Annotated in this window: 26 protein-coding genes; 22 read left to right on the forward strand and 4 right to left on the reverse strand. The window is 34.7% G+C overall.

Going from position 1 to position 26,847, the window contains the following annotated elements:
- The 17 genes from AC6CHR_RS05980 (at position 1) to AC6CHR_RS06060 (ending at position 19,077) form a co-directional block, all read left to right on the forward strand.
- Positions 1–510, forward strand: coding sequence for a GNAT family N-acetyltransferase (locus tag AC6CHR_RS05980; RefSeq protein ID WP_498247618.1), 510 nt, complete (start codon positions 1–3; stop codon positions 508–510).
- A 155-nt stretch (positions 511–665) separates the two neighbouring features.
- Positions 666–4,691 carry a non-ribosomal peptide synthetase gene (locus AC6CHR_RS05985; RefSeq protein ID WP_498247619.1) on the forward strand — a complete coding sequence of 1,342 codons (4,026 nt, stop codon included), beginning with the start codon at positions 666–668 and terminating at the stop codon, positions 4,689–4,691.
- Positions 4,692–4,740: 49 nt separating this feature from the next.
- Positions 4,741–5,277 (forward strand): sterol desaturase family protein, encoded by a 537-nt coding sequence (locus AC6CHR_RS05990; protein ID WP_498247620.1) that lies wholly within the window; start codon positions 4,741–4,743, stop codon positions 5,275–5,277.
- Positions 5,274–6,485, forward strand: a complete 1,212-nt coding sequence (locus tag AC6CHR_RS05995) for a MupA/Atu3671 family FMN-dependent luciferase-like monooxygenase (RefSeq protein ID WP_498247621.1) — start codon at positions 5,274–5,276, stop codon at positions 6,483–6,485. Before AC6CHR_RS05990 ends, AC6CHR_RS05995 begins: the two co-directional genes overlap by 4 nt.
- A gap of 156 nt (positions 6,486–6,641) precedes the next feature.
- Positions 6,642–7,919 carry an MFS transporter gene (locus AC6CHR_RS06000; RefSeq protein ID WP_498247622.1) on the forward strand — a complete coding sequence of 426 codons (1,278 nt, stop codon included), beginning with the start codon at positions 6,642–6,644 and terminating at the stop codon, positions 7,917–7,919.
- Between the two features lie 640 nt (positions 7,920–8,559).
- Positions 8,560–9,279, forward strand: a complete 720-nt coding sequence (locus tag AC6CHR_RS06005; RefSeq protein ID WP_498247623.1) for a thioesterase II family protein — start codon at positions 8,560–8,562, stop codon at positions 9,277–9,279.
- Positions 9,280–9,294: 15 nt separating this feature from the next.
- On the forward strand, positions 9,295–9,978 hold the full coding sequence (locus AC6CHR_RS06010; protein WP_498247624.1) for a 4'-phosphopantetheinyl transferase family protein: 684 nt from the start codon (positions 9,295–9,297) through the stop codon (positions 9,976–9,978).
- 642 nt (positions 9,979–10,620) lie between these two features.
- Positions 10,621–11,055 carry a VOC family protein gene (locus AC6CHR_RS06015; RefSeq protein WP_498247625.1) on the forward strand — a complete coding sequence of 145 codons (435 nt, stop codon included), beginning with the start codon at positions 10,621–10,623 and terminating at the stop codon, positions 11,053–11,055.
- Between the two features lie 59 nt (positions 11,056–11,114).
- The gene (locus AC6CHR_RS06020) at positions 11,115–11,699 is read left to right on the forward strand and encodes a TetR/AcrR family transcriptional regulator (protein WP_498247627.1); all 585 of its coding nucleotides are present in this window, start codon (positions 11,115–11,117) and stop codon (positions 11,697–11,699) included.
- Between the two features lie 606 nt (positions 11,700–12,305).
- Positions 12,306–12,557, forward strand: a complete 252-nt coding sequence (locus AC6CHR_RS06025; protein ID WP_498247628.1) for a hypothetical protein — start codon at positions 12,306–12,308, stop codon at positions 12,555–12,557.
- A 200-nt stretch (positions 12,558–12,757) separates the two neighbouring features.
- Positions 12,758–12,991: a hypothetical protein gene (locus AC6CHR_RS06030; RefSeq protein WP_498247629.1), complete on the forward strand. Its 234-nt coding sequence runs from the start codon at positions 12,758–12,760 to the stop codon at positions 12,989–12,991.
- Between the two features lie 671 nt (positions 12,992–13,662).
- Entirely contained in the window at positions 13,663–13,785 is a 123-nt protein-coding gene (locus AC6CHR_RS06035) for a hypothetical protein (RefSeq protein WP_498247630.1), read from the forward strand.
- A gap of 5 nt (positions 13,786–13,790) precedes the next feature.
- Complete coding sequence (locus AC6CHR_RS06040) at positions 13,791–15,764, forward strand: penicillin-binding protein (protein ID WP_498247631.1); 1,974 nt, start codon at positions 13,791–13,793, stop codon at positions 15,762–15,764.
- A gap of 465 nt (positions 15,765–16,229) precedes the next feature.
- The gene (locus tag AC6CHR_RS06045; protein WP_498247632.1) at positions 16,230–16,826 is read left to right on the forward strand and encodes a DUF4352 domain-containing protein; all 597 of its coding nucleotides are present in this window, start codon (positions 16,230–16,232) and stop codon (positions 16,824–16,826) included.
- A 201-nt stretch (positions 16,827–17,027) separates the two neighbouring features.
- Positions 17,028–17,369: a DUF4871 domain-containing protein gene (locus tag AC6CHR_RS06050; RefSeq protein ID WP_498247633.1), complete on the forward strand. Its 342-nt coding sequence runs from the start codon at positions 17,028–17,030 to the stop codon at positions 17,367–17,369.
- A gap of 567 nt (positions 17,370–17,936) precedes the next feature.
- Positions 17,937–18,356, forward strand: a complete 420-nt coding sequence (locus tag AC6CHR_RS06055; protein WP_498247634.1) for a nucleotidyltransferase domain-containing protein — start codon at positions 17,937–17,939, stop codon at positions 18,354–18,356.
- Between the two features lie 481 nt (positions 18,357–18,837).
- Complete coding sequence (locus AC6CHR_RS06060) at positions 18,838–19,077, forward strand: hypothetical protein (RefSeq protein ID WP_498247635.1); 240 nt, start codon at positions 18,838–18,840, stop codon at positions 19,075–19,077.
- 190 nt (positions 19,078–19,267) lie between these two features.
- Here the strand turns inward: AC6CHR_RS06060 and AC6CHR_RS06065 are convergent, their stop codons facing one another.
- Complete coding sequence (locus tag AC6CHR_RS06065) at positions 19,268–19,894, reverse strand: DUF1796 family putative cysteine peptidase (protein ID WP_498247636.1); 627 nt, start codon at positions 19,892–19,894, stop codon at positions 19,268–19,270.
- A 793-nt stretch (positions 19,895–20,687) separates the two neighbouring features.
- Between AC6CHR_RS06065 and AC6CHR_RS06070 the strand changes: the two genes are divergently transcribed.
- Both AC6CHR_RS06070 and AC6CHR_RS06075 read left to right on the forward strand, forming a co-directional pair.
- On the forward strand, positions 20,688–21,149 hold the full coding sequence (locus tag AC6CHR_RS06070) for a GNAT family N-acetyltransferase (RefSeq protein WP_498247637.1): 462 nt from the start codon (positions 20,688–20,690) through the stop codon (positions 21,147–21,149).
- 586 nt (positions 21,150–21,735) lie between these two features.
- Positions 21,736–21,903 (forward strand): hypothetical protein, encoded by a 168-nt coding sequence (locus tag AC6CHR_RS06075; RefSeq protein ID WP_498247638.1) that lies wholly within the window; start codon positions 21,736–21,738, stop codon positions 21,901–21,903.
- Positions 21,904–22,023: 120 nt separating this feature from the next.
- Here the strand turns inward: AC6CHR_RS06075 and AC6CHR_RS06080 are convergent, their stop codons facing one another.
- From AC6CHR_RS06080 to AC6CHR_RS06090, 3 genes are all read right to left on the reverse strand, one after another.
- The gene (locus AC6CHR_RS06080; RefSeq protein WP_498247639.1) at positions 22,024–22,359 is read right to left on the reverse strand and encodes a hypothetical protein; all 336 of its coding nucleotides are present in this window, start codon (positions 22,357–22,359) and stop codon (positions 22,024–22,026) included.
- 329 nt (positions 22,360–22,688) lie between these two features.
- Entirely contained in the window at positions 22,689–23,927 is a 1,239-nt protein-coding gene (locus AC6CHR_RS06085; protein WP_498247640.1) for an MFS transporter, read from the reverse strand.
- Between the two features lie 146 nt (positions 23,928–24,073).
- Entirely contained in the window at positions 24,074–24,655 is a 582-nt protein-coding gene (locus tag AC6CHR_RS06090) for a TetR/AcrR family transcriptional regulator (RefSeq protein ID WP_498247641.1), read from the reverse strand.
- Between the two features lie 882 nt (positions 24,656–25,537).
- Between AC6CHR_RS06090 and AC6CHR_RS06095 the strand changes: the two genes are divergently transcribed.
- The 3 genes from AC6CHR_RS06095 to AC6CHR_RS06105 all read left to right on the forward strand — a co-directional run bounded on the left by AC6CHR_RS06095 (position 25,538) and on the right by AC6CHR_RS06105 (position 26,762).
- On the forward strand, positions 25,538–25,975 hold the full coding sequence (locus AC6CHR_RS06095; RefSeq protein ID WP_498247643.1) for an SRPBCC family protein: 438 nt from the start codon (positions 25,538–25,540) through the stop codon (positions 25,973–25,975).
- Between the two features lie 136 nt (positions 25,976–26,111).
- On the forward strand, positions 26,112–26,243 hold the full coding sequence (locus AC6CHR_RS06100; protein WP_498247644.1) for a hypothetical protein: 132 nt from the start codon (positions 26,112–26,114) through the stop codon (positions 26,241–26,243).
- A 21-nt stretch (positions 26,244–26,264) separates the two neighbouring features.
- The gene (locus tag AC6CHR_RS06105; protein ID WP_498247645.1) at positions 26,265–26,762 is read left to right on the forward strand and encodes an SRPBCC family protein; all 498 of its coding nucleotides are present in this window, start codon (positions 26,265–26,267) and stop codon (positions 26,760–26,762) included.
- Positions 26,763–26,847: the final 85 nt, after the last annotated feature.

The following is a 26,847-nucleotide window of genomic DNA, read 5'->3' on the forward strand; positions in this document are numbered from 1 at the left end:
TTGGTCGAACAATTGCAAATAACAGAAGTTACATCAATTGATGCGAAAATGCTAGATGATTTGACTGATTTATTAATTGATGTTGTTGACGAAGGAGCCTCAATGGGCTTTTTACCACCGTTGAGTAGGGAAAAGGCAAAAGAATACTGGGAGAGTGTGTTGGTTCCTGGTGTAATTTTGTGGACTGCTAAATTAGAGAATAAGTTGTGTGGAGCAGTTCAATTACACCTTTCGCAAAAGGCAAATGGAACTCATAGAGCTGAGGTGGCGAAGCTAATGGTCCATTCTCACCAACGTAGAAAAGGGATTGGAAGAGCGCTAATGACTATCTTACAAAGTCGGGATAAGTTAGAAAATATAAACCTTTTAGTCCTGGATACCAGACTAGGTGATCCGTCCAACTCATTATATCAGTCTCTTGGATATGTTGAAGTTGGAAAGATCCCGAATTACGCTAAATCTGCTAATGGGAAATTAGAAGCCACTGTATTTTACTATAAAGAAATTTAAAAATTATCTACGCAGTCCTCCTGATCTCATAGAGATTGGGAGTCTGCTATCAATTCTGACAGTTGATTGTAAATAGCTCTTGGATAGAAGAGCCTCTGCCATGATCAATCATACAGTAATAGGATATGCAGAATGCGAAAGAAAGGGTGGAAGGTATGAACCAGACTGTACCGTTGGAACGAATAACTCGAACACAATCTCTTCCTCTTACTGCGGAACAATACCGGCTTTGGTTTCTCAGTCAGCTGGAACCCGATAGTATTCATTTCAATATTAATTTAGCTTTTAGAATAAAAGGAGTATTACAAAGTGAGATTTTAGAAAAGAGCTTAAATGAAATTGTTAATCGGCATGATACACTACGCACGGTTTTTCAAAATAGGGGAAATGAGCCAGAGCAGATTGTTCTAGATAAACTATGTATTCCTATTCAGAAAGTAAACTTAAGGAGGACTCAGGTAGAAGTCCGTGAGTCTCAAGCCATTACTCTTATGGAAGAAGAAATAGAAAAGCCATTTTCATTGGAGACAGGCCCACTCTTAAGTTTATCGATGTATCAACTAGAGGATGAAGATCAGCTTATGTTATTTAAGATTCACCATATTATTGCCGATTTTGTATCATTAGAGAAGCTGATCCAAGAACTTGGATTTTTTTATAATGCCTATGTCCAAGGAGAAATTGGTACACTTCCTCCACTCCCTATTCAATTTGTTGATTATGCACATTGGCAACAGCAGAACATGAAAGGAAACGTGTACCAGAAACAATTGAAATACTGGAAGGAAAAACTAGGCTTTGAACTTCCAGTTTTGAGAATGCCATTGGATCGTCCTAGACCTGTTGCAATGACACACAATGGAGAGCGCATACGCATGACAATTCCTGCTGATATTACGACATCTTTAAAGGGATTTAGTCGTAAGAGTGGCGTGACGATGTTCATTACGATGTTGGCAGCATATCAAACATTACTTTACCGATACACCGGTCAGGAGGATATATGTGTAGCGACTTCAATTTCTAGCCGCAATCGTCCTGAGCTGCAGAACTTAATTGGCCTTTTGGCTAATACCCTCGTATTGAGGAACAACTTAGAGGGAGATCCAACGTTTGCAGAGGTGCTGAAAAGCACTCGTAAAGTTGCTTTTGGTGCATTTGCACATAAAGATATTCCTTACGAAAAATTGATTGAAGAGCTACAAACAGAGCGGAACATGAGCCACAATCCCTTCTTCCAGACTATGTTAACCTATCTCACGGCCCAAGATGAAGAAGATCAGCCTTTTGAGGGTGTAGCAATGAAGACACATGATCTTCAAAAGAAGGCAAGCGCTCTTGAATTGAGCTTCACCATAACTGAACAGAATGACGAATTGGTATGTTCTATGGATTTTAATACTGATCTATTCAATACTGACACCATTCATCGTATGTTAAAGCAATTCTTAAATTTATTACAGGCTTGCGTAGATAATCCACAACAACCGATTTCAGAAATTCGGCTGTTATCCGAAACAGAGGAGCAACAAATTATTGAAAAGTGGAGTGGTAGAAACAAGGTTAAACAGTTACCAGAGGCAAGTGTTCATGAACTGTTTTCGCAAAAAGCTACTAGCACTCCTGATGCGATCGCCTTAAGGTTTCAAGATCAACAGTATACCTATCGAGAGTTGGATGAACGTTCTAATCAACTTGCCAATTACTTAATTAATAAGGGACTTGGTCCCCATAAGTTAGTCGGAATTTGCATGGAACGTTCACTAGAAATGGTGGTGGGGCTTTTAGGGGTATTAAAAGCAGGTAATGCTTATGTGCCAATTGACCAGTCTTACCCTCAGGAACGCAAGGCATTTATGGTGAATAACTCTGGAGTTGAACTTCTACTTACTATAGATTCAAAAGCAAAGAGTATAAGTAGTGAACAGTGTAAGGTTATTTCTATCAATGAGGAGTGGGAATTGATCTCACAGGAATCACGTGAAGCAAGCAAATTAAAGGTAAAATCAGAAGATTTAATTTACGTTATTTATACTTCTGGTTCCACGGGCAAACCTAAAGGAGTTATGGTATCACACAAAGGAGTGGTTAACCATTGCTTTAACATTATTGACCGATTTAAACTTAACCATCAAGATCGTGTGCTACAGTTCACTTCGATTAGTTTTGATGTTGCTGTTCAAGAAATATTCCCTACTTTACTAACGGGTGCTACTTTGGTTCTTTGGAAAGATAAATATATCTCCGAAGGTAGAGAGTTTTTAAAGTGGATTGGGCAAGAAAAAATCTCAGTATTAAATATGACCACTGCCTACTGGAGTAGTCTTGTAGCAGATCTGAAATATGAACGTGCTCATTTACCTTCTAGTCTAAAATTGGTCATCGTTGGTGGAGAAAAGGTCTCACCTGAAACATATGTGACATGGAAGAGCGTTACAGATGGTAAAGTGAGATGGATCAATGACTATGGACTGACGGAAACAACAATAACTGCTACCATGTTTGAACCAGATGCTGAATGGTATCCAAATAAAGTGGTTCCTATAGGGACTCCACTAGATAACGTAGAAATATATATTCTAGATAATAATCAAAGAGCTGTACCTATTGGTGTTTACGGAGAGTTATATATTGGTGGTATAGGCGTAGCTAAAGGATATTGGGGACGTCCGGAGCTGACGAAGGAGCGATTTGTAGTAAATCCTTTCTCTGAATATTCAGATGCTAAGTTGTATAAAACAGGGGACCAAGCCCGCTTTCTTTCCGATGGGACCATAGAGTTTTTGGGACGCTTGGACGATCAGGTTAAGATTCGTGGATATCGGATAGAAATTGGTGAAATCGAGGCTGCAATAGAGCAGTACGGCAAGATATCTCAATCGATTGTTGTTCCGTTTAAACTAGCAAATGGAAGCACACAACTTGCGGGGTATGTTGTATTAAGCGATTCTACAGTTAAAATTGATGAACTTAGAAGCTTCTTAAAGAGCAGATTACCAGATTACATGGTTCCTTCACATTATGTTGTGATGGATCAGATTCCATTGACCGTAAATGGAAAGGTGGATGAAGCAGCACTTCCGAAACCGGAGTTGCACGCCATTAAATCCAAAGAATACCTTGCACCACGAACGCCTACTGAACAAATCGCTGTCTCAATTTGGACGAGTTTGCTAGATTATCCTGACATTGGAGTGATGGATAACTTCTTTGAAGTAGGAGGTAACTCGTTGTTGGCGACTCAAGTTGTATTACAGGCAGCAACTAAGTTTGAGTGCAATGTACCTCTAAGAATTTTGTTTGAATATCCAGTTTTAGCGGATTGGGTAGCAGAAATTGAACGCATGAAGTTACTTGAGGCAACGAAAGGTAGTAAGTTGGATTCTAAAAAATGTATCGTGAAAATTCAACAAAAAGGGGAACAAACCCCACTTTTCTTCATCCACCCTGTGGGAGGAACGGTAAGTTGTTATTTCACGCTTGCACGTCAGCTTGGAGAAAACCAACCATTCTATGCTTTTCAAGGTCATGGGTTTGTTGATGAGAATTCCACATTAGACTCAGTAGAGAAAATGGCAGATCATTACCTTAAAGAAATTCTTGAAGTACAACCTGAGGGTCCATATCGTTTAGGTGGGTGGTCTATGGGTGGCTTCATTGCCTATGAAATAGCCAGCAAGCTCAAAGAAGATGGTCATGAGGTTATTCAGTTGGTTATTATTGATAGTTATTTGTCTAAGAATAAAGATGCAACCGATGATTCAATTCTCTACAACTTCATTAGACAATTAGCTGCACTTCCAGGAAAAACAATTTCTGATTCAGTAATCTCGTCTTGGCAGGAGTTGAATCTTGATCATGCGTTGTTGTGCAAGAAACTTAAAGAATTTGGATTAGTTCCACTTGGAACGTCTAATGAGTATATACGTCGTTTGATTGATATTTATAAGATCACAGCACGTGCATTTCACAAATACACTCCTGCACGACTACCTAAATTGGAAATTGCAAATGTGCAATTGTTCCGTGCAGGAGATTCTCCTGAAGAAGAAGGAATCTGGACAGAATTGGTGACTAACCTATCCTTGCATCAAATGATTGCTGATCATTTCTCGATCGTGCATCACCCTGAACTTGGGGATATTATAAATACTCATTACTCAGATGTAGTCAAAAATTAGTAGGTCTTTGCTTATTTTTTGTATCGATCTAATTAAAGGAAGTGTTAATATGATTTTTGTTTTAAAACTTATTGTGTACTTTCTATTGTGGACGCTATGGTCTTATACCATGCATGTGATTGCTCACATCCCGCATAAAAAAAACTTCTTGAATAAAATTCATTTAGCCCACCATCGGTATGAGTATGGCGAATCAAAATGGCCACCTTGGCATGATTTTTTCTTCTGGTTTGGAGGCTGGAAAGAGACTCTAGACGTTTGGATTACATTCACGATACCGATTATTGTGTTAATTTTTTTCGATCCGGTTTATGGAATCATTCTGTTGGTGTTACATTATTTCTATGAAATCTTCTTGTCACGAAATGTTCTAGATCACAATCCAAATATTACATCTAAGATCACAAATATCATTCCTATAGGGGTATTTCATATGAAACATCACAAATATTATCAGTGTAATTATTCGTTTTTTATTACATTGTGGGATTTTTTATTCCGAACAAATGATGAGCGTATGATGGAAAGAAGAAATCAAAAACGATTAGAGCGTACGCGTATTTCTAAGGGGAGGAATGTACAATGAGTGAATTAGAAAAAAAGTTGGCTGCTCTAAATCCTGAACAACGTAGAATACTAGAACAGCGGCTAAAGCAAAGAGCAAAAGATACCAAAGATAATGTGGCAAATTTAGATAAACCAAACATTTCGGAAAGCCTTAGAAAGAAGGGGATGGATTTCTCTTTAATCTTCTTCTCTGGTGACGGTTCCTCAAACAAACCAGATAAGTATAGTTTGATATTAGAAAGCTCTAAGTTTGCAGATCAACATGGATTTAAAGCCGTATGGACACCAGAGCGACATTTTCAGGCAATTGGAGGACTTTATCCGAACCCGTCGTTACTAGGAGCTGCCCTTTCAACAGTGACTAAAAACATTCAACTGCGAGCAGGGAGCGTTGTATTACCATTACACAATCCTTTGCGAGTGGCTGAGGAATGGTCAGTAGTTGATAACCTTTCAGGTGGACGTGTTGCAATTTCTGTTGCTACTGGTTGGCATCCAGCCGATTTCGTTTTAAACCCTGGGGTGTATGACAACCGAAAAGAAATAATGTTTAAAAATCTAGAACAAATTCGCCAACTGTGGCGTGGAGAAGCAGTAAAATACCCAGACATAACTGGAAAAGAGATTGATATTCGTATGTTGCCTAGACCAGTCCAACCTGAGCTACCTCTTTTCCTTACAGCTTCTGGTAATCCGGCCACTTGGGAAAAGGCCGGAGAGATGGGATTCAACATTTTATGCTCTCTTTCTAATCATCCAGCTAATGGATTAAAAGAACGTATTAAGCTCTATCGTGAAAAACGTGAAGAAAATGGGCATGACCCTGAAGAGGGCACAGTAGCTGTAATGTTACACACTTACGTAGGAGAACGGGATGATGAGGTTAAAGAGCTAGTCCGGGAACCATTGCGAGATTACTTGGATACGTTCTTAGATCAATACGATACGATGAACCCGAATAGAGACGAAAATGTAGGGGGCATGTTGCACAATAGTCGAGATTCCCTCATTAAGTTCGCATTCGAGAAATACTTTCAAATGAGTTCATTAATGGGATCTAAGAAAAAGTGCGCAGCAATGGTTGAACGTCTACATCAGTATGGGGTAGACGAAATTGCTTGTCTTCTAGATTATGGTCTTGAAAACGACCAAATCATGGAGGGGTTGGAGGGCTTAAAGGAATTAAATGAGTGGTTTACTCCGGTACAGCAGAAACAGTTTGTTTAGAAAGAAAGTTACTTTGTAGACATTCCATAATCCATGGTCAAATTGTGACTTTGTATCAGGTATAAATGTTAGAAAATGGGTACTGCTTTACCTATAGCTATAAGGAATTGAGATATATATTACTACTTAGAAGGTGATCTTATTAAACCGATTGAAGTGCAACATGCACAGGAACAAGTGGAGCAGAAGAAAGGATTATGGAGAAACAGTAATTTCATGAAATTCTGGATTGGGCAGACCCTATCCTCATTTGGTTCGCAGATTACATTAATGGCATTACCGTTAATTGCTGCGCTTTCATTAAATGCCACCCCATTTGAGATGGGGGTATTGCGTGCTGTTGAGTATGCCCCTTTCCTTTTGTTTGGCTTGTTTGCTGGAGTGTGGGTTGATTATTTGCCGAAACGATTACTTCTGATTACCATGGATTTTTGTCGTGCAGCCATTCTGCTCATTATTCCGCTCCTTTTCGTTTTGGGATCATTAAATATGCTTTCTTTATGGATTGTGGCATTTCTCACGGGAGTCTGTACCACGTTTTATGCTATTTGTTATCAATCTTTCGTCCCTTATATGTTGGAAAAGGATCAATTGACCGACGGAAATTCTAAATTGGAATTAAGTCGATCCATTTCTGAAACGTCAGGTCCTGGATTAGCAGGGATGTTGGTGCAGTTGCTCTCGGGGGCGTTTGCGATCATCCTAAATGCAGTTTCATCTGTTATTTCAGGTATGATGCTACTCTTTTTAAAAGTAGATGAGCCAAAACGAAACAAAAATGCAAAATCAAATTCTAGTGTTTGGAGAGACATAGGAGAAGGCCTACGTTTTGTATTCAGGAACCGTTACCTTTCTGCTATCGCAGGCTGTTCCGCGACGACAAACTTTTTTCTGAACATTCTTTTTGCTATCCTTATTTTATATGCTACGCGAGAAATTGGTCTTAGCGCAGCACTTGTCGGACTGTTAATGACTCTAAGTTCTATTGGATCGTTAATCAGTGCAGTTATAAGTAACCGAGTTGTCGCACGATTTGGATTTGGTGCAGCCATAGTAGGTTCTGCTTTTTTTCAAGGACTCGGAGGATTATTCTTTTTAGGCGCAGTTGGAAGCAAACACTTTGCGTTCGTAATGATATGCATAGCCTTGTTTATCGTAACTTTTTCTATGACTATTTATAATGTTGCCCAAGTTAGTTTTCGTCAAATGATTACTGAGAAACATGTACTAGGGCGTATGAATGCCACAATGCGCACGATTGTTTGGGGAAGTATTCCACTTGGAGCGTTTACAGGTGGACTGCTAGGTACTTGGATTGGATTATATCCGACAATTATTGTTGCCGTATGCGGTGGGATGTTTTCTTTCTTGTGGGTTTTGCTATCTCCAGTAAGAAGCGTTACTGACGGCAATATGGTAGTTGTAGAAAAATAATAAGTGCAATACTAATTTATAATTTCTTTAACACCGCTGTATCAGGATTAATGATAAATTTTTTCGACAAATCTTCTTCAAAATATTACTGTAGGAATTATTGGTTTTGGACTATTAGGTCAACTCCACTTAAACATGATAACTTCACTTTTAGGAGATAGGATATCTGAAATTATTCGATACATATTTCGGGAATAAAACCTAATGTAAATTCCATGCGAACTTCAAGATCGCATCGTTATTGCTGTATCATGGGAGGAAGTGTATCTAATGCTGATCTTTTTATTACATGTACTGTCTCCTCAAGTAGATATATTAATAGATAAAGAGCCAAAGTAAAACTCTCTTTTACTGAATCTATCTCTAATTGATGTAGTTTGTAACATTAAGATAAAGAAGTTACCTTTAAAAGAGGCTATTATGTTTAACTCACTGGGAATGGCTATTCTTGATATTGCAGTGCAACTTTTTAATAGTATGAAGCTATGTCTAATGGTGTAGGAATTCTACTTGAGGAAGAGAGCCTTAGCCTTAAACGATAGTTACTTCGATTTTAATTTAAACAAGAATGTTAAGAGATATAATCTTAACAGTTGAATAAATGTATCAGATATAGATATAAAGGAGAATTTTTCATAAAATGGTTGAATCATTAAAAATGCTTAAAGCTAGTCATGGAACTAGAAAATTAATTTGTTTTCCGTTTGCCGGAGGGTATTCTACTTCTTATCGCCCACTTTTCCAAGCTTACGAATCTAATTGGGGTATTTTGTCAATCGATCCTCCTGGACATGGTACTAATCGTTCTCCATTAATTAATAATATTATTAAACAAGTTGAGTTATACGAAGACCTTTTATTAGAGCATTTCAGCAACCAACCTTTTGCATTGTTCGGTCACAGCATGGGAGGAATAATAGTTTACGAGCTAACTCAAAGGTTAGAGAAGAGGGGGATCTCCCCCGAAGTCATATTTATTTCAGGTCTAATGCCTCCACATTATAAAAAAAGAAAGGTTTCACACTTAGATGATGACGACTTGCTAGAGTTCATCGTATCACTTGGTGGTATTAGTCAAGAGATACTACAAGAAAAAGAACTATTAGAATATTATTTACCAGTTTTTCGTAATGATTTTTTTGCAGTCGAGAATCATTTATATGATTGCTCTAGAATTATTGAAACAACTGTGCATATTTTTAGTGGAAAAGAAGATCCATTTGCTACACCTGAGATTATGGGGGAGTGGAAAAAATATTTTAAAAATTCAACTTTCTATGATTTTGACGGGGGACATATGTTTCCTCTTACCAATACGACTGAGGTAGCGAGTATTCTAAACAAGTGTCTAATTGATTAATTCTGGTGATAAAGTATGGAAATGAATAAAATATATTGGCTCTCAATACCCCAAAGTCTAAGGCTAGAAGATCTTAGCTCTTGTCTAAAATTGTTAGATATAGAAGAGCAGACAACCTATGAACATTACAAAGTAGATTTCAAAAAAAAGGAATTTCTTGTTGGCCGTCTTTTGTTAAAACATGTTATCAGTAAACATACAAGTTTAGATTTGTCAGATGTAGAATTTCAAAAAAACCAATATGGAAAGCTACATTTAAAAAAAGAAGGAGAAGAGGTAATTAACAACTTAGATTTTAATTTAACACATTCAGACGGGATAGTTGCTTGTGCTATAGCTGATCAAGCAGTTGGAATAGACGTAGAGTATATGAAAGAGATAAATCCTGACATTATAAAACAAGTACTTAGTAGAGATGAAATGTTTTTTTTGCAAGCAAACTCAAATGAAATAAGAAAAAAGCTATTTTATCAAATTTGGACGAGGAAAGAAGCATATCTGAAAGCTATTGGGACTGGTTTTATTATAGAACCAAATATGATCGATATTCCAATTAACACAGGATGGGAATATTTCACAACCATAATAAGAGATAATTATCTTTTATCTGTTGTAATAGCTGAGAATCATAAATTGTACTCTACTCCAGAAGTCCAAGAATTAAATATTTATGACTTGCTAACAAGTATAGAGCATTAAATTAGATGCTTTCCTACAAAAATATAGACAGAAATTTTATACGAAGAATCCAACTGAAATAGACTGACATAGTCATTTAAGACAGAAATAAAATACCCTTTCTAAGGCTGCCATATCACTAAATTCTATTGGTATGTGGTAGCCTAACTTTTCTTGGATACGCTCTTCATTATAATCCTTCATAAATTCATCTACACGCTCTCTAACTTCTTCGTCTAAAGATAATGAGTTGAATTTAACACACTGGTATTCCTCTGACTTTAGGTTAGAGCGAAAAGACTCTGTACGTTGTCTAATAACCTGCTTAATTTTTCGTAATTTAACTTGCAGTAGTATCCATTACTGTCCTGAACATAGCTAGTTTCCATATTACAAAGACTTCCTCCATCATTAGTGTTATTTTCTGTTTTGATTTTAACTTTCTAGTATTTTTAGGGGTTTCTTCAGGTGGGAAGTTATAACAAAAATTAAATGATGAGGTCATTATACTCGACAAATCAACAAATCTTCTGGGAAAGCAATAATATCAACTTCCTGTCATGTTTGATTATTATTTAACAGTAGTCTACCTATTTTCCTTATCTATTTACATACATACTGAATGTATGTTAAAATTACCCAAACTAAAACAAGGAGATGGTTGTGTTGGTTAATGGTTTTTATCCAGTTATTTTAACAGAAAAATTTGAAGGAACTGTCAATTTTTATGAAATGAATTTTGGATTTAAGCCTGTTTTCAAATCAGATTGGTATGTGAGTTTAAAAATGAATGAAAATCCTGTCCCTTACGAATTAGCAATAATTGACAGATCTCATGAAACGATTCCTGCAAATTATCGAAAAGTAGTGCAGGGATTGATTCTGAATTTTGAGGTTGATAATGTCGATGACAAGTATGAAAGATTAATTCATAGTGAAAAATTGCCCATCATCCAGGATATTAAAGATGAAGATTTTGGTCAAAGACATTTCATCACAAGTGACCCGAATGGCATTTTAATTGATGTAATTCAACTCATACCACCTGATGAGACTTATCTTTCTCAATTCAATGAGAAAATATGGTCTGAAAAATAATTTCTGATTCCAACACACCTAGTATGAAAACAGCTTACAATTTAGGAAGGGATAATATTATGAGAAAAAATAGAACGGAAACCGATGCAACTGTTAAAAAGTTACTTTCAACTGCAAGAAAACATTTCGCAGAAAAAGGATATGCTAACACAACTTTAGAAGATATCGTTGCAGAGACAAATTTGACCAGAGGTGCTCTCTATCATCATTTTAAACATAAAAAGGGACTATTTTTAGACATTTTTGAACTCGTACAAAAGGAAGTTGGAGAGCGGGTTGAAAAAGAGGCTTTAAAAAGTGAAGATCCATGGCAGCAATTACTACTTGGCTGTCAAGCCTTTTTATCTGCTGCAGTTGAAGAACAGAACCTAAAAATCCTTTTAATTGACGGTCCTGCTGTCTTAGGATGGGATGTCTTTAGATTAATGGATGAACAAAACTCAATGAGACATTTACGCGAGCAATTACAATATATGAAAAATCAAGGATGTTTAAAACCATTTTCTGTGGATGCTATAACTCACTGTCTGTCGGGAGCAATGAATGAAGCAGCCCTTTGGATAGCAGATAATCCAGATGATGAAAACTCCTTAGAAGAAACAATTGCTACGATCACGATACTATTGGAAGGGCTAAAAAAATAAGCAAAATAGTAACAATTCTAGTTCATTTTTGCTTTATACATTCATTTGGATTCAAATCACATTTTCAGAAGCCATTGCTGAAGCAACAGTAAAAGATAGCTAGAAATGGACTTTACTTTGCAAGAAATCCAATTATAGATAAAGTAAATACTGCTGTTTGAGTACCTTGGAGACAATGAAAACGGAGGAATTAAATCATAGATAGATTTCTATTAATTTTCGCTGTAATTATCTTCATATCTAACTTTTTTATACTTCCAGTTTCTAATATTAACTCAAATGACACAGGAACTTTTGTTGGTTTAATAATGTTACCAACCATTATTGGACATCTTTTGGGGAAAAATAGGTTATCGGTGCTAAAAACTAGTATTTTTCTTATTTCACCTGCCGATTAACAGAGAAAACTACTAAAACTTACAGTTAGCTAGAAAGATCACTTTTTTTAAAGGAGTGTTCTTTTTTTATTTAGGAGCCGACAAATATGATTTTTGAAGATCCCTTTTTAATGCCGATAACAAGCTTTAGTCAACTAGTTTTAGGATTAGACAACTAAATGGAACTTTTTCTAATCTCAAACGTTAACATTAATAGGAGGTGTCAAAAATGAAAAAATATATTATATTTGCTATTCGTTTTATATTACTATTTTCACTATTCCAGGTTTTATCTGGGTTGTTTCTTACACTTACTTACGCTCCAGATATAACAGATGCTTGGGATTCAAGTACTAATTTACCTCAAGAAGTTACTTTTGGAAATTTTTTTTCTTTACATACATTAATTTTTGCTGTTTTTTCTGCTACAATTGCCTATTTTATTCCAAAAAAATTCATAAAAAACAACAATAATTTTTAACGAGTGCTTAATTAAGTAAAAAGAATTTTCGATTAAAGATGCCTTTTTCATACCAATAACAACTATCTAATTATGTAAATTAGTTTTGTATAGAGAATGCTTACCATCCTTAGATGTTCTTCAATTAAAGGTCCAGGTTAGCACAATAAACTACCTGGTTTTTTGGTAGTATAAACAATAAATAGACGAGGAGGACTAGCATGGAAAGAATTCTAGTAAAAACTGCTATTTATTCATTCATTATTTCTTTCTTAGCATTGTTGGTATTAGTTAATAGAGAAGGGTTTTCAGAAGATGTTAATGGAATTGGTTCAAGTTGGGAAATTCCTTATCGAGACTTTTTCTTTATGATTTTAGAATACTCTATCACTATTTCATTCATAATGATCATAATTGTATTTTTTATTAAACGATTCAAAAAACATAAAGGATAGACTATTCGCATCTGGATTTGCTACAAAGATGTGAGGTGGTTTATTTGAAAAAAATGATTATTATCAAAATCTAATAAAAAGACTTTGTAAAGCTCACAATATTTCAATTCGAAAGCCTCGATTTGAAAATAAAGAAGATGTAGTAATTATTCATGAAAAAAATCATTTGAAAGAAGGAGTAGATTTAGATTGTTTTAAAATGTTAAATCTAATTCATTAAACAGTCATACCTTTAGGTATAAAATTCAATCAACAGCTATATTTATATCCAAATGGAGATAGATTTGACAGAGTAGCGATATCCTTTAATAAAAATGATTATGTACTTTTAAATAAAAACTAGAAGAAGGAGTATAAGTAATTAATAAAAATTGCTCCAACTTCAATCAATCGACAAAAGAATCTTCAAATGAAGATTCTTTGTCTGTGCCGAAAACGTCTCATTATCTAAACTAGATTTGTATAGAATAGACATCTGATTCTGTGGGATCTTGTTGAACTTAAATATGTTGTGTTTGGCTTACAGAAATAGGTGTCTTTGAGTTGAACCTTAAAAACAGTAGTATATGTAACGATCTTTAATTATGGCGGAAACGGATGGGATTTTATGTTAAAATAAGTGAAAAATGGCTATAGTGAGGTGCTAAATGGAGCTAAGGAAATCTCCCAATATGAATAATAGAGGTTCTGCAATTGTATCATTAGTGTTTCTTTTATTATTTATTGTAGTCTTTTTAAGATTTCTTTTTATTATGTTAACTGGGTCTGTAAATGGAGTTGACTTAGTTGAATAAGGGAAATGAGAATTACTAAAAATGGTATTTTAGAAGGGAAAAGGGGAGAAATACTTACTAGTGAAGGTCATAAAATCGCAGTCGTATCACAAGTATATACTATTATTGCAATCCTTAGTAAAGACAACCCAAATCATATTAAGGACGTGTCCTTAACAGCTGAAAAATTATCAAAGGTTCTTAGTGTTGAACCAAAAAAAATTGAAGATTTATTAACAGAAAATTCGGGTGATCCATATCAGGTGGAATTAGGGAAAATAGGTAACAATATAAAGTTTACTCAATTGCAAGAAATAAACAAATTAAAACTACCTGGTATTATCCTTGTTCCGGATCTAAAAAGACTATATCCTCTAGGAGATTTTGCTTCTCACATCGTTGGGATTACAGATTTTGAGGGTCAAGGTATATCTGGAATAGAAAAAGAATTTTCTGAAGAATTAGTAGGTACAGATGGTTACATTAAAGAGAAAGTTGATGGATTTATAGATTCTCATTTTAGGTTACCTACAGAGGAGATAATTTCTAAACCTCCTACTAACGGCAATAATATCTATACTACCTTAGATATGAATATACAAACCATTCTAGAAGATTCCATGAACCGGGTAATTGATGAATATAACCCTGAAAAGATTGTTGGAATTGTAATGGATCCTAAAACAGGAGAAATATTAGCATTAAGCAACCGACCTTCAATATACCCTAATAAAAAAAATGAAGTTAATTATATCAATTACGCAATATCTTATCCTTTTGAACCTGGTTCTACAATGAAAATATTTACTCTTGCGTCTGCTATAAATGAAGGTGTTTATACAGGAAGTGAAAAATATAAATCTGGATCTATTGAAGTAACAGGAGAAGTTATACATGACCACAATGATAAAGGGTGGGGAATGATTACATACGATGAAGGGGTACAGCTTTCTTCGAACGTTGCATTTACAATACTAGCAAAAGATAAATTAGGATTTGATAGATTTTATAACTACCTCCAAGAGTATGGATTTGATAAAAAGACTGGTATAGATATTAACGGTGAAGAAAAAGGGAAGATACTCTATAACTATCCGATTGAAAAGTCTACTACAGCTTTTGGACAAGGCTCTATATTTACTCCAATTCAATTAGTTACTGCTGCATCTTCGATAGCGAATAATGGTCAGATGATGCAACCATATGTTATCAAAAAGATCACTGATGAAAATGGAAAAATGATTAAAGAAATTGAACCGAAAGTTACAAATAGACCAATTACAGCTGATACTGCAAAAAAGACCAGAGAATTATTATCTACAGTTGTAAATGAAGGAACAGGAAAACCCTTTCAACTTAAGGACTATCAGGTTGCTGGAAAAACGGGAACTGCTCAAATACCTGATGGTAAAGGTTATTATCAAACCGGCAGAAACAACTATATTTTTTCTTTCCTAGGTATGGCTCCTGCTGAAGACCCACGATTAATTGTTTATGTGGCAGTTGAAAAACCAAAGTTAAACGGAGATCAAGTGGGATCAGATCCTGTGTCAGAAATATTTAATAGAGTGATGGATTATAGTCTTAAGAAGTTAGACGTTACTACCAAAAATAATGATGGAAAAAATAAAAACACTCAATTACCTCATATCACTCTAGAAGGATATAAAAATATGTCCGTCGGGAATTTGGTAAATACCCTAAAAGAAAAAGGTTTAGAACCTATCATTGTTGGTAAAGGAAATAAGGTTGTAGAGACAATCCCTTCGAAAGGGACAGAATTAATAAAAGGTTCTAAAGTTTTCATTAAGACATCTGGCAAATCCACAATGCCTAATGTAGTAGGTCTTAGTTTATCTGATGTTATGAAGTTTAGTAATTTAACAGGTTTAGAAGTTAAACATCAAGGAGAGGGATTTGTGAGTGTACAGAGTATTACACCAGGGAAAATAATTGATAATCAAATATTAACAATTACACTGACAAAAGATAAACAATGATAATAAATAACCGACAATAAGAAAATTGACTAAAAATGGATCTTCGAAAATTAAAGATCCATGTTCATTACCTATAACATCTTATTATGTAAAGGTGCCAAAGAATCGATATACAGATTCTATCTTTTAGTCCTTACAAGGAAGAAAACAAACCTATAATTACTGCTTCGTTTTCCATTACAACAAGTGAATCGCCAAACAAAGTCAATATAATTGAAATCATAGAAATGTACTCAGAAAATAAAAAATATTAGAAGATGTTTCAGGTTTCTTTTCTCTAAGAATTTACTAGGGAGAAATGGAAGCATTTTAAAGGAATATAAAGAAATAAAGATGATTAAAAATGCGGACAGTTGATTATTTTGATGTTAAATGGACAGACGATGATGGAAAAGACTATAAATCCGAATCTTTTAAAATTGATTTATCTAAAGTTTCTAATGTTGGTATAAGGAGAAATATTTTATGAAAAGGTTTGTAAATGTAATGATTATAACTTTTGCGATTGGAAGTATTTTGACGGCTTGTAGCGAGAAAAAGGAAGAAACAAAAGTTGAAACAAGTTCGGAAACGAACACAATGAATAAAGATAACGAACAAGGTCAAGTAGTAATATCTGACGACGAACAAGAACGTATTGAACGATTAGAAAAGGGAATTCTGCTTTATGGTGAAGGAGCTAAAGGTGGTTATTATGGCACAAAGGTAAATAGTGCTTATACTGAAAGAGTAAAACCAGAAGAAGAATCTACATCTAACAATCGTTATTCTGTCGTTGTTAGTTTTACTGTGAAAAATGTTCGTGATGACGAAAAGACAGTTGACCCTTCGGAACTACAGTTTGAATTACGTGAAGAACCAGGGGACAAGTCTTATGAAGGACAAGTTCTTCCTGACAAAGACCCATCAACCGTTCAAATCCAACCAAACGAATCTGTGACATTGGATGTTTCTTTTGTAGTTCCAAGTGTTGTCGATGAATACATGTTTTATGTTGTAAGTTCTATTGATCCTGTCGAAGCACATTGGAAAATTAATAATTTAACATCAACCACAAATTAATATAAAAGGTGATGTTAGTGAAAGAAACAGCTAAAAGGATCTTCCTGTCAAAGATCTTTTTCAATGCCGATAACATCTGATTATGTAAACTAGTTTTGTATACAGTATTCATTTGAAACGTTGAGCTTAGGTAGGGTAGTTTAATACAAAAGATTAGCACCCCTTAATTTAAGAGTAAATGTGTAAAGATAGAGAATTTAAATGAAATTATATTTTAAAAGGAAGGATTCAGGATTAAGAAAAACACTTTGTAGTGTGTGTCTACTTGTAATTTTACTTATTACTGGTTGTTCTCAGGACAACAAAGAAAATACTATCGTTAATCCAACAAAAGTCAGTTCAGTATTAGAAGATACTAAACAGTGGGATTTATCCCCTGAATTCGAAACATCAACTGGAGATAAGCTAGTTGGACAAAAAGATAAAGTAGGAATAATTGGAGCTGAATTTAAAGCTGCTGAAATAAATAAATGGCTGTGGCACTTTTGGGGAGATGAACAAATAATAAAAGGTTGTTTTCGCAAAGATTATTGTTTTTCGTAGGATTGGCACTTGAATAAGGAAGATTTAATTAAATCATGTAAAGCATCCTTATCGGTTAATAAAGTTCTTGAGAGACTTATTGAGATTCACCTCCTAAGGGAGGCACCGACTTTTTGAACAGAAGAATTGAGATACGGAAGATATGATAATATCAAAAATAATGATTAAATTGAATTAGTTTTGTTGGACGCCGTATGAGATGAAAGTCTTACGTTCGGTGTGAACAGGGGGAAAAGGGAGCAATAATGTCAAACCCTTACCTATCAGTATGAATAAGGGTTGTCCTGGGAGACTCCATTTCTGGCCAATTTAATGATGTGAATAAAGTAGAAGAAAATATTGATTTAAAGAAGAGAAGGGTTGAAAATTCGGAAAAGGAAACGGAAAATCTTAAAAATAAATAAATACTTAATCGTGATGTATCAAACCAGTAAATTGATATTTTGTTCTTCAACTAAAAGGTGCTTACTTCAAGATTAGGGTGATGAACTTCTTGCTGAACTAAAGGGCAGGATAGTTGTATAAATGTTAAAATTTTTTTATAAATGATTATAAGGTTGGGTAACTATGGAAATTGAAAAGAAGGTAAATTTATTACTGGAAAATTTTAAGGGATGGACCCAGCAACAAAACGATATAAAAGGTGTGGCAGTTGTGGGTTCATTTGCAAGAGGTGACTTTCATTCAAATTCAGATGTTGATTTAACTATTATTTCTACAGATAAAGACTTTACTTTAGAGAATATTAAAAACGATTTTAGTTTCGGTAATATTGAAAGTAGTACACTTGAAGAATGGGGGATTTTGACCTCTCTAAGAATCTTCTATGATAATGGCTTAGAGGTAGAATACGGAGTAGTAACAGACCAGTGGGTTAAAGAGCAACTTGATGAAGGAACGAAAAATGTGGTTAAAAATGGCTTTGAGGTCCTAACTGAGAAAGAAGATATATTCTATAGTGTAAGAATGTTTTTAAATAAATTGTAACCATATACTTCAACCAAAGGGTGAGATACTTCAGTAACAACGAAGCATCTCTTTTTCTATTGAACTACTATGAAAATAAACTTCTATAACTCCGACAAATGAAAAACCAAAGAAGCCGCAATTAATGGAACTATGGATTGGATTGACTGGATTAAGAATCAGTAAGGACAGTTCGACATATGTTTTTCTCTGTGGTGCAGCGACGAATTCTTCTGTATGGATGGCTATCAGGAGTTGAAGAAGGATATTTACGGTTTTTAGCGAATTAAAACAAACATATCAAGAACAAGAATACTGGATATTGCAAAATAAATGGAAATTAGGTGGTATGAGATATGAAGATCAATAGAATAGATCATGTAGGTATCTACCACCAGTTTCTTTTACACATAGCTTTGGGAGATTTACTAATTCAAATGGAGAAATAAATGATTCAATTGAAATTGAATACATAAATAAAGATTCTACAAATAATCATTATATGATTTGGATCAAACCATCAAAGTATAGATTAGAATTCAATGATAAGCATATTGATAATACCTTTAAATTAAAAGATGGATCTAAAGCAATTTATAGTACCAAAATTGCAGAAGGATTTAATCTTTTGGCATTTGAAAAAGATAATTGGCAGTATATATTAAATATTGACAAGAGCGTTTCAGATAAAGTCACTGCAAAAATCTTAGTAGAAATTGCAGATTCTGTGGGATCTAGTTGAACTATAGTGGCAGGTTTGTTTAAGAAGGAATTTGTTACCTTTTAGTAGAATATTGTTATTTATTAGCCGAGTTAAGATGAGAAGAGGAGGGCAGGGTTTAAAAAATAGACCACCCATAAAAAAATCAACCTAAATGAATAAGGTTGTTTAAATGAAGCTTAATATCTATATTCTCTTTTTGCGAATAAGTCTAAACACTTACATGAACCCCTTTAAATATCTTTGCCCAAAAATTATCATTGGCATTCCAGATCTCTCCATTAGGGAGTTCAATTGCAGAGACCTTCTGTAAAGGCCAATTAATTTCAGTCATGTTTTTGACATTTGTATGATTGACAACAAGTATATGAAAATCATTTTTAACCATTCTTAATAAAATGGATTCAAGTGCTTGGACCTCTTGAAAAGTACCTTCTGTTCTAATAAAGAGAATTCGTTTGCTGGTGTCCATTTTTTCTAAAAACCGCTGAACACGTCTGTCATATTTCTGCTTAACTTCAGGGTAAGCAGCTAAATGGGACACTGTATTTTGGTTTGTTTTAAAATCGTGGTTGAATACAATATTATAGGCTTCATCTTTTACGAGGAGATCCAATTCGGTTGCATGTCCAATCACTTTTAAATTGGACGGTTCCATAAAACCGGTAAATCGATTCTGTAAAAGCCTATTAACATTTGTTAAAGAGGGGGTTGCCACCCAATCCAAAACTCCTGAAAAGGGTCTTAAATTAAATTTTTGAAGCTGAAGGGCTGCCAGACAAAGATGCCCTAAACTGAAAGCGGCGTCATAAGAACCTTTTATCTTTTCTAAACTCATTTTCTCACCTCCTTAAAAGTTCTAGGATTCTTCCCAATCCTACTAGTATGCCATCTATATTTATTACTATAGTAAATGCAATAAATCTATTAAATGATAGGGCAGAATACATGCCTCTTAGAAAAAAGGCATATTTTTGCATAACTCTTTAGGTATAAAAAGTTGTAAGTTTGTTTTAAAGGGGGAAAAAACTCACAGACTATGGATCGTGAGTTTAATAAACTAGTTGAAAAGGGAATCCTATGATAACTCTTGGAAAGAATTATTTCATGCCACATTTAAGAAAGATTTAATTTAGAGTAAGCGCTTAAAAACTCTTGCTCAAGCAATAAAATCCGTTAATCATTATATAAGTAATTTCTATAACAAGAAGCTTAACACTCTACTATGGGATATTGTTCACCTAATCACTTTACGAGAAATCATCAACAATCAGATCTGAAAAATCTCATAAATTAGCCATTTGATACTAGAATGATCAATCTGTATTTTGAGTGATTATTTCTAGTGTCCCAGCAAACGAAGTGCGGTAGTGGTTTTATTAAGAAAGGTCTCAAATTTGAGTGTCCACATTCTTAACAGAAGACCAGAAAAGCATTCGTCTGCTTAATACATAGACTGAATAATTGGATTAGTTGAAACCCCGTATGCAATGAAGGTCGCACGTACGCTGTGAACAAGGGGAAAAGGGAGCGATAACTTAAAATCCTACTAATCTATTAACAAGGTATTTCAGTGTCAATCGTGAATTTACTAAAGAGGTAATGTCTGATTATGATGAGAGGTGAAATTTATGAAAGTACATTTGAAACGTGTTACGAGAGAAAATTGGGAAGAGGCAATAGCGCTAAAAGTTAAGAAACAGCAAAGGAACTTTGTACCGCCAGTATCCGTATCACTTGCCAAGGTTTATATTAAACCAGACGGGGATAACATCGTTTATTTGCCATTTGCCATCTATGACAAAGAGAGAATGGTTGGTTTTATCATGCATGCTTACGATGAAGATACGACGGATATGTATTGGATTAACGGATTCATAATTGATAAAAGTTATCAGGGTAAAGGATATGGTAGGGCCGCACTGTCTGAGATGGTTCATTGGATAGCAAATAGGTTTCCCAATTGTAAAGAAATCCGTCTAACCGTATTTAAAGATAACGAAAGTGCTTGTGAATTATATAAACGTTTTGGCTTTCTTCCCACAGGAGATGTATATGGAGATGAGGATGTTTGGTTTCTTCCTATAAACTAACTATGTCTTAGTAAACGGGTGATAGAGTTCGAGTAGGCGTTGCTATGGAAATTCCTATGCGGTGAATTGGCCCCTTGATTATCGTTTAGTAATAGTTTCCATTAGATTGTGCTGTTAATATCTCTTTTTGAAATACTATCTCAACGGAAGAAGGGTAAAGGTTCACGATGATATCCAGTTATGATTTCAATAATTTTCTTGGTGGAAAAACGGGCAGTATGGAGTTGTTACAAGCGACTCCTTTTGTTATTTATTGAACATGGCAGGATAGTTCAAAAAGGATTTTTGTACTACTTCATTGAATATAAAGTCTCATACAAGGATGTACAATAAAAAAATGTAATTTAGGAATTTCAATAATACTATAATATTAGTTTTTAGTGCAACAGGACTTGATTTCTCAGATGGAAAAATGATAGGTCGGTCCCGATATTTCATTTTTAAATTTTTTCATTACAACAGTAAACTTTGGAAGTGGTGAAAAGTCGTATTAAACTAAAAGCGGAGATTAATTTAAGGAAAAATTGTAAAAAAAGTAAAAATAAATGATAGGATAAAGATTAAGTTATGTGATGGAGGTGTTATTATGATTTGGTTATTTTTTCTGATACCTGTTGTTATTATTGGAGGTATTGCCATTTATTTCGAAAAGAAATCTGGGATGACTCCACCTGATGAAAATAATCAGGCTGAGAAGTTAGGTGAAGTTATTAATCAAAATAGTATTAATTCTAGTGGAACGGAAAATGTATGATAGTATGCTTAATTCCGTTGTTATTAGCGTACCTAATCGTAATTTAGGACCCTTCTACTCGACTAGTTTACGTACACTCCTTCACAAACAATAAATGCATAAATCCCCAAAGAGGGAGATTCATGCATTTATTGTTTTTTCATGAATCTTTCTTAAACGCTTAATATCTTCTCTTGATGGTAACCCAAACATGTGCGAATATTCACGACTAAATTGAGAAGGACTTTCATAGCCAACTCGAAAAGCTACATTGGATACCTGAAGACTCAGATGTTTTTGGTATTGTCGGACTCCTAGCAGGAACCTCTTTAAAGTGCTTGTTAGAGCAGCCACACTCATATTTGCTATTTCCACAAGCTCTTCAACCCTAATTGTGCTTTCAACGTTATTTATAATATGTTCGATAACATCTCTAATACGTAATGGACTACTCCCCAGTACTGCATTTTGTTGCAATGTAGCCCCCTTGTTCTCCGTTCAGCACCCTTTAAAAAAATTCATTCTTAAACAAAGGAGCAAGTATAGGAATATCAGTTATTTCTTCCATTTTTCGCATTTATCTTGCTTTTTCGATTGATGCTGTAAATCTCCTAGGTTTAATGGTGGGATTATGAACCAGATACAGATTGGGCGAAGCCACCATTTGATTAAGATATAAACAAGTAGGGGGAAAGAGAATAAGAATAGACCAAATCTTATGTGATTTGGTCTGCTAATTAATATGATATTTGTATGTTACTCCACAAAATGAACGACTTAATTAGAACTGAAGTTGCTTTTTCTAGTTATTTCGCTAAGCTTTCTGCCAATTGGTTTTCTTTCCACATGACTGTAATACCGAGGCCAACGACCATAATGACAGCGGCGAAAAGATAAGGGTAGTGGATGTTTACGTCAAATAATATCCCACCTACCGCTGGCCCACCGATATTACCTAAGCTTGTATAGGTTGAGTTCATTCCAGCGACAAATCCTTGCTCTTTCCCAGCAGCTTTTGATAGAAATGTAGTTAATGCTGGACGAAGCAAGTCAAATGCAAGGAAAATGAAGCAAGTTACAGCTAGAACTGCTAGAAAGCTAGAGACTATGGTGGACGCCACAGCAAATATACCACCTACAATTAAACATAATTGAATCAGTTTCTTTTCACCAAGTTTATCTACCAATTTTCCAAACACAAATACTTGAACAACAACGCCGAAGATCGAGCTTATCGTAATAATGGCAGCAATGTCCTTCGGAGAGAAGCCAAATTTATGATCAGAAAATAGGCTAAATATCGTTTCATATGCTGATAAACCAAAAGCAAGTACAAAAACAATGATAAATGCAATAAAGTAAACCGGATTAAGTGATTTTTTTAAGTCACTTATAAAGTTTGTTTGCTTTGTCTTAGCAGAAATTTCTGCAAGCTGTTCCTTAGTTAGTGGCTCTTTTAGAATAAATAATGATGATATACATGCTAAAAAGGCGATGCCTGCTGCAACGAAGAAGGGCAACCGCACACCATATTCTGCCAGAAAGCCACCGATACCTGGCCCTATTATAAAGCCAGTACTAATTGCTGCAGAAATATAGCCCATTGCTTTAGCCCGTTCCTCAACGAATGTTATATCAGCTACATATGCCGTAACACCTGGCATAATAAAGGCGGCACTAATTCCCCCTAGAATCCTTGATAAATAAAGCACCGACACATTCGTGCCTAAACCAAAGATAAGTTCTGAAATACCAAATAGCAACAAGCCGATTATGATAATTTTCTTTCTGCCATAACGGTCAACCCAACGTCCTGCAAATGGTGACATAATTAATTGTGCCACCGCAAATAAGGCGACAAGGTAGCCCATCGTTTTTCCTGATAAATCCATGATATTCATAATAGAAGGCATAACAGGGACGATGAGTCCAATTCCTAAGAATGCAATGAATAGATTGCTTAAAAGGATAATTAATACTGATTTTTGTTCTTTGATTGTTTTCTTCATATGCCAACATCTCTTTTCTGTAGACTCTTTTCTCAAACATTGTTGCTTTTCATTGGTTGAGCTATTCGCTGTTGCAAAATAATCTTATTCGCGAGAAAAGAGCTTGCAAACTTTATTTTAAGCTTAAATTACTTACTTCTGCGGTCACAACAATTCTTACGAAAATAGCCTTTCTATAAGAATCATTGCTGTGAAATACCTCTCCAAAATACAGTCCATGAAGCATCTAATTTATCCTTCAACCGATTCTCATCATTACCGTATACAAGCTCTAGCATAATGGAATCGACTACTCCTAAGAAGGCGTAGGTTGGAGTTTTTGCTACATCTTGGATGATTTGTTTCGTATCGATCCATTCCTGAAATTTATTTTCCAATATCACCTGTACTTTCTCCTCGATATCGATTACTTCCTTATCGATTGCTTTTCTAAGATGTGCAGGTGGAAAAAAGGACATACGTAGCCAAAACGTTAACTGCTCATTTTTTTGAAAAAGATCGATGACCAATTGTAGAAATCCGTATAAGTCTTTTTCGGGATTTTTTGCGCTAATTTTACTGAAATATTGAAGTTTTGATGATAGCTCAGTCTCTTTCGCATCACGTAAAACTTGCAGAAAAAGATCATCCTTTCCTTTAAAATGGGCGTAAATGGATTGTTTTTTCATGCCGACTTCTTCCGTAATTTGAGAAAGGGATGCTCCTTCATAACCATGAATGGTAAAATATTTTAGCGCTGCATTCTTAATTTCATCGATTTTCAATCATATCACCTCACATTAATTTAACGAACGTTCGTTAATTGTATAGTAGCAAATTAAATAAACATTAGCAACGGAAAATATCTAGATATACTTGAATTTATTTTAATGCTGTGTAAATACTGGGAAAGTGGTATACATTTATTAACCCCCATCTTAAAACCAGAACGGGGTAATGCATGTTAGAGAGTATTAAGATTAAATTATTTTATCGTAATTGCTAAGTCTACTATAGTAACAAACACGTAGAATAGGGTTCATTAAATATGCAACATAATCATGGGTTTTTCTAGATCTAATTGGAGTCTTACCGACAAAACTCGGAAAACATACGCTAAGTGGAATAAGGATTTGATTGTCCCGTATATGATTATATAAAAATAGATTCATTTCAGGAGGTATGGTGATGGATAATCTTCAGGTATAAGTTCTGTTTTGGTAAATGGAGATAAAGAAACAGTTTGGAATGCTATTTCAAATGAGGATAAGCTCTTACAATGATATACACCAGGTTCTCCTTGGAAAGTTCAGAACCTAAAAGTTCGGAAGAAAGTAACCTTTACGTTAATACCCAGTGCTCATAATAATCTGACAGAAGAATATCCAATGTCTTTAACGATTGAAAAGATAATCCCTTATTAGGAGTTTTCTTTATATTTAGTTGCTCAACAAATTCTTCTATCTTTTACTTTAGATGAAGTAGATTCCTTACGTTTAATAAGAGTTTCCAACTATTGGGTGCAAGAGTTAAACAAGTTGATGATCTTAAATTAACGAATGCATGGCTGGAACAACAGTAAGTTTCTTTGTATTCGTACATACGTTCTGTTTCGTGTTATAATTTTTAGGGAAAGCTAACATGTCATTGATAAAGGAGATTTTAAAATGAGTAAAGAACTAACTGTTCATAACAAAATTTTAATTAATGCACCAACTGCTAGTGTATGGGAGATTCTTGTTAATCCTACCTACGTAGCTCAGTGGGATGACCTCCCTGAAGATTACCCCCAAGAACGTATGACAACCGGAAGTAAAGTGGTATGGGATCTTCCTAATGGAGAACAGTCCATAACAAAACTGATTAAAGCTGATGAAGAGAATGAATTAGTAATCGCACTCTACGGTACTGGATGGGAAATTAAACCTAATGAAGGAGACGTTGCCTACCATTTCAATCTTCAAGCAAACGGTAACAAGACTTTACTAAAAATAATTATTGGCGATTTCTCCCTTATTAAAGATGGGCAAATGTATTACGATGCCTCTGTTGAATTTGCCAATACTGCAAAAACAACCATTAAAGAACTTGCAGAAAGTCTGTAACGATTCAAGAAACGGGCCAGATTGTGGAGTAACCGAAATTTATTTCTCTTTAGTAAAAGGGTAATTAATATTGGTAGAATATTTTATATTTAACTACATAGTTTACCATATCATGATAAGTTAAATGAAATTTTTCATGCTTAAGCTGATTCAACAAATACAAATGGTTCATATGATGGCTCAAAAAGAAAGGACAATGTCGGAATTAACAGAGCCTTTTGATCTTCTTGAGAATGAGTTATTGAAAGCAAAAAAGAAAGAACAATAAATTACATAAAGGAGTATTAAGATGAACAACTATTCAACAACCACTTTAAAAATGATAAGAAATTTTAATGTAGCACCTGAAAGAGTTTTTGATGCATGGTTGAACCCTGAGATGATGAGAAAATGGTTATTTACATTGGAAGGGACAAATAAGGTTGCACAAAATAATCCTCAAGTAGGAGGAAACTGGGAAATTGTTGATCATCGAGTTGGAAAAGATTATCGAGCAATCGGGGAATACATGGAAATCGATCCACACCAAAAAATAGTGTTTACTTTTGAAATGCCGCAGTTTAGCGATACAGTTGATACAATTACTGTTGAGTTAAAAGAACTTAAACAAGGCTGTGAAATGACTTTTACCCAAAACATCATTGTTCCTCATGAAGAAAATTGGACCAAAACCGATATCGGAAAAGCTCTTGAAGAGTATCACGATCAAACTGAACATGGTTGGAATTTAATGTTCATGGGCCTTAAGGAGTTAGTTGAGACAGGGGAAATTAGCTATAAAGGTTAAAAATTGTTTAAGTAAATAAAAGGTGTCTCAGCGAACTCGATTTTGGACAAACGGGTCATGTTTCTAAGCAAATTTTATTTTGATT

The organism is Metabacillus sp. GQ13 (assembly GCF_059758525.1).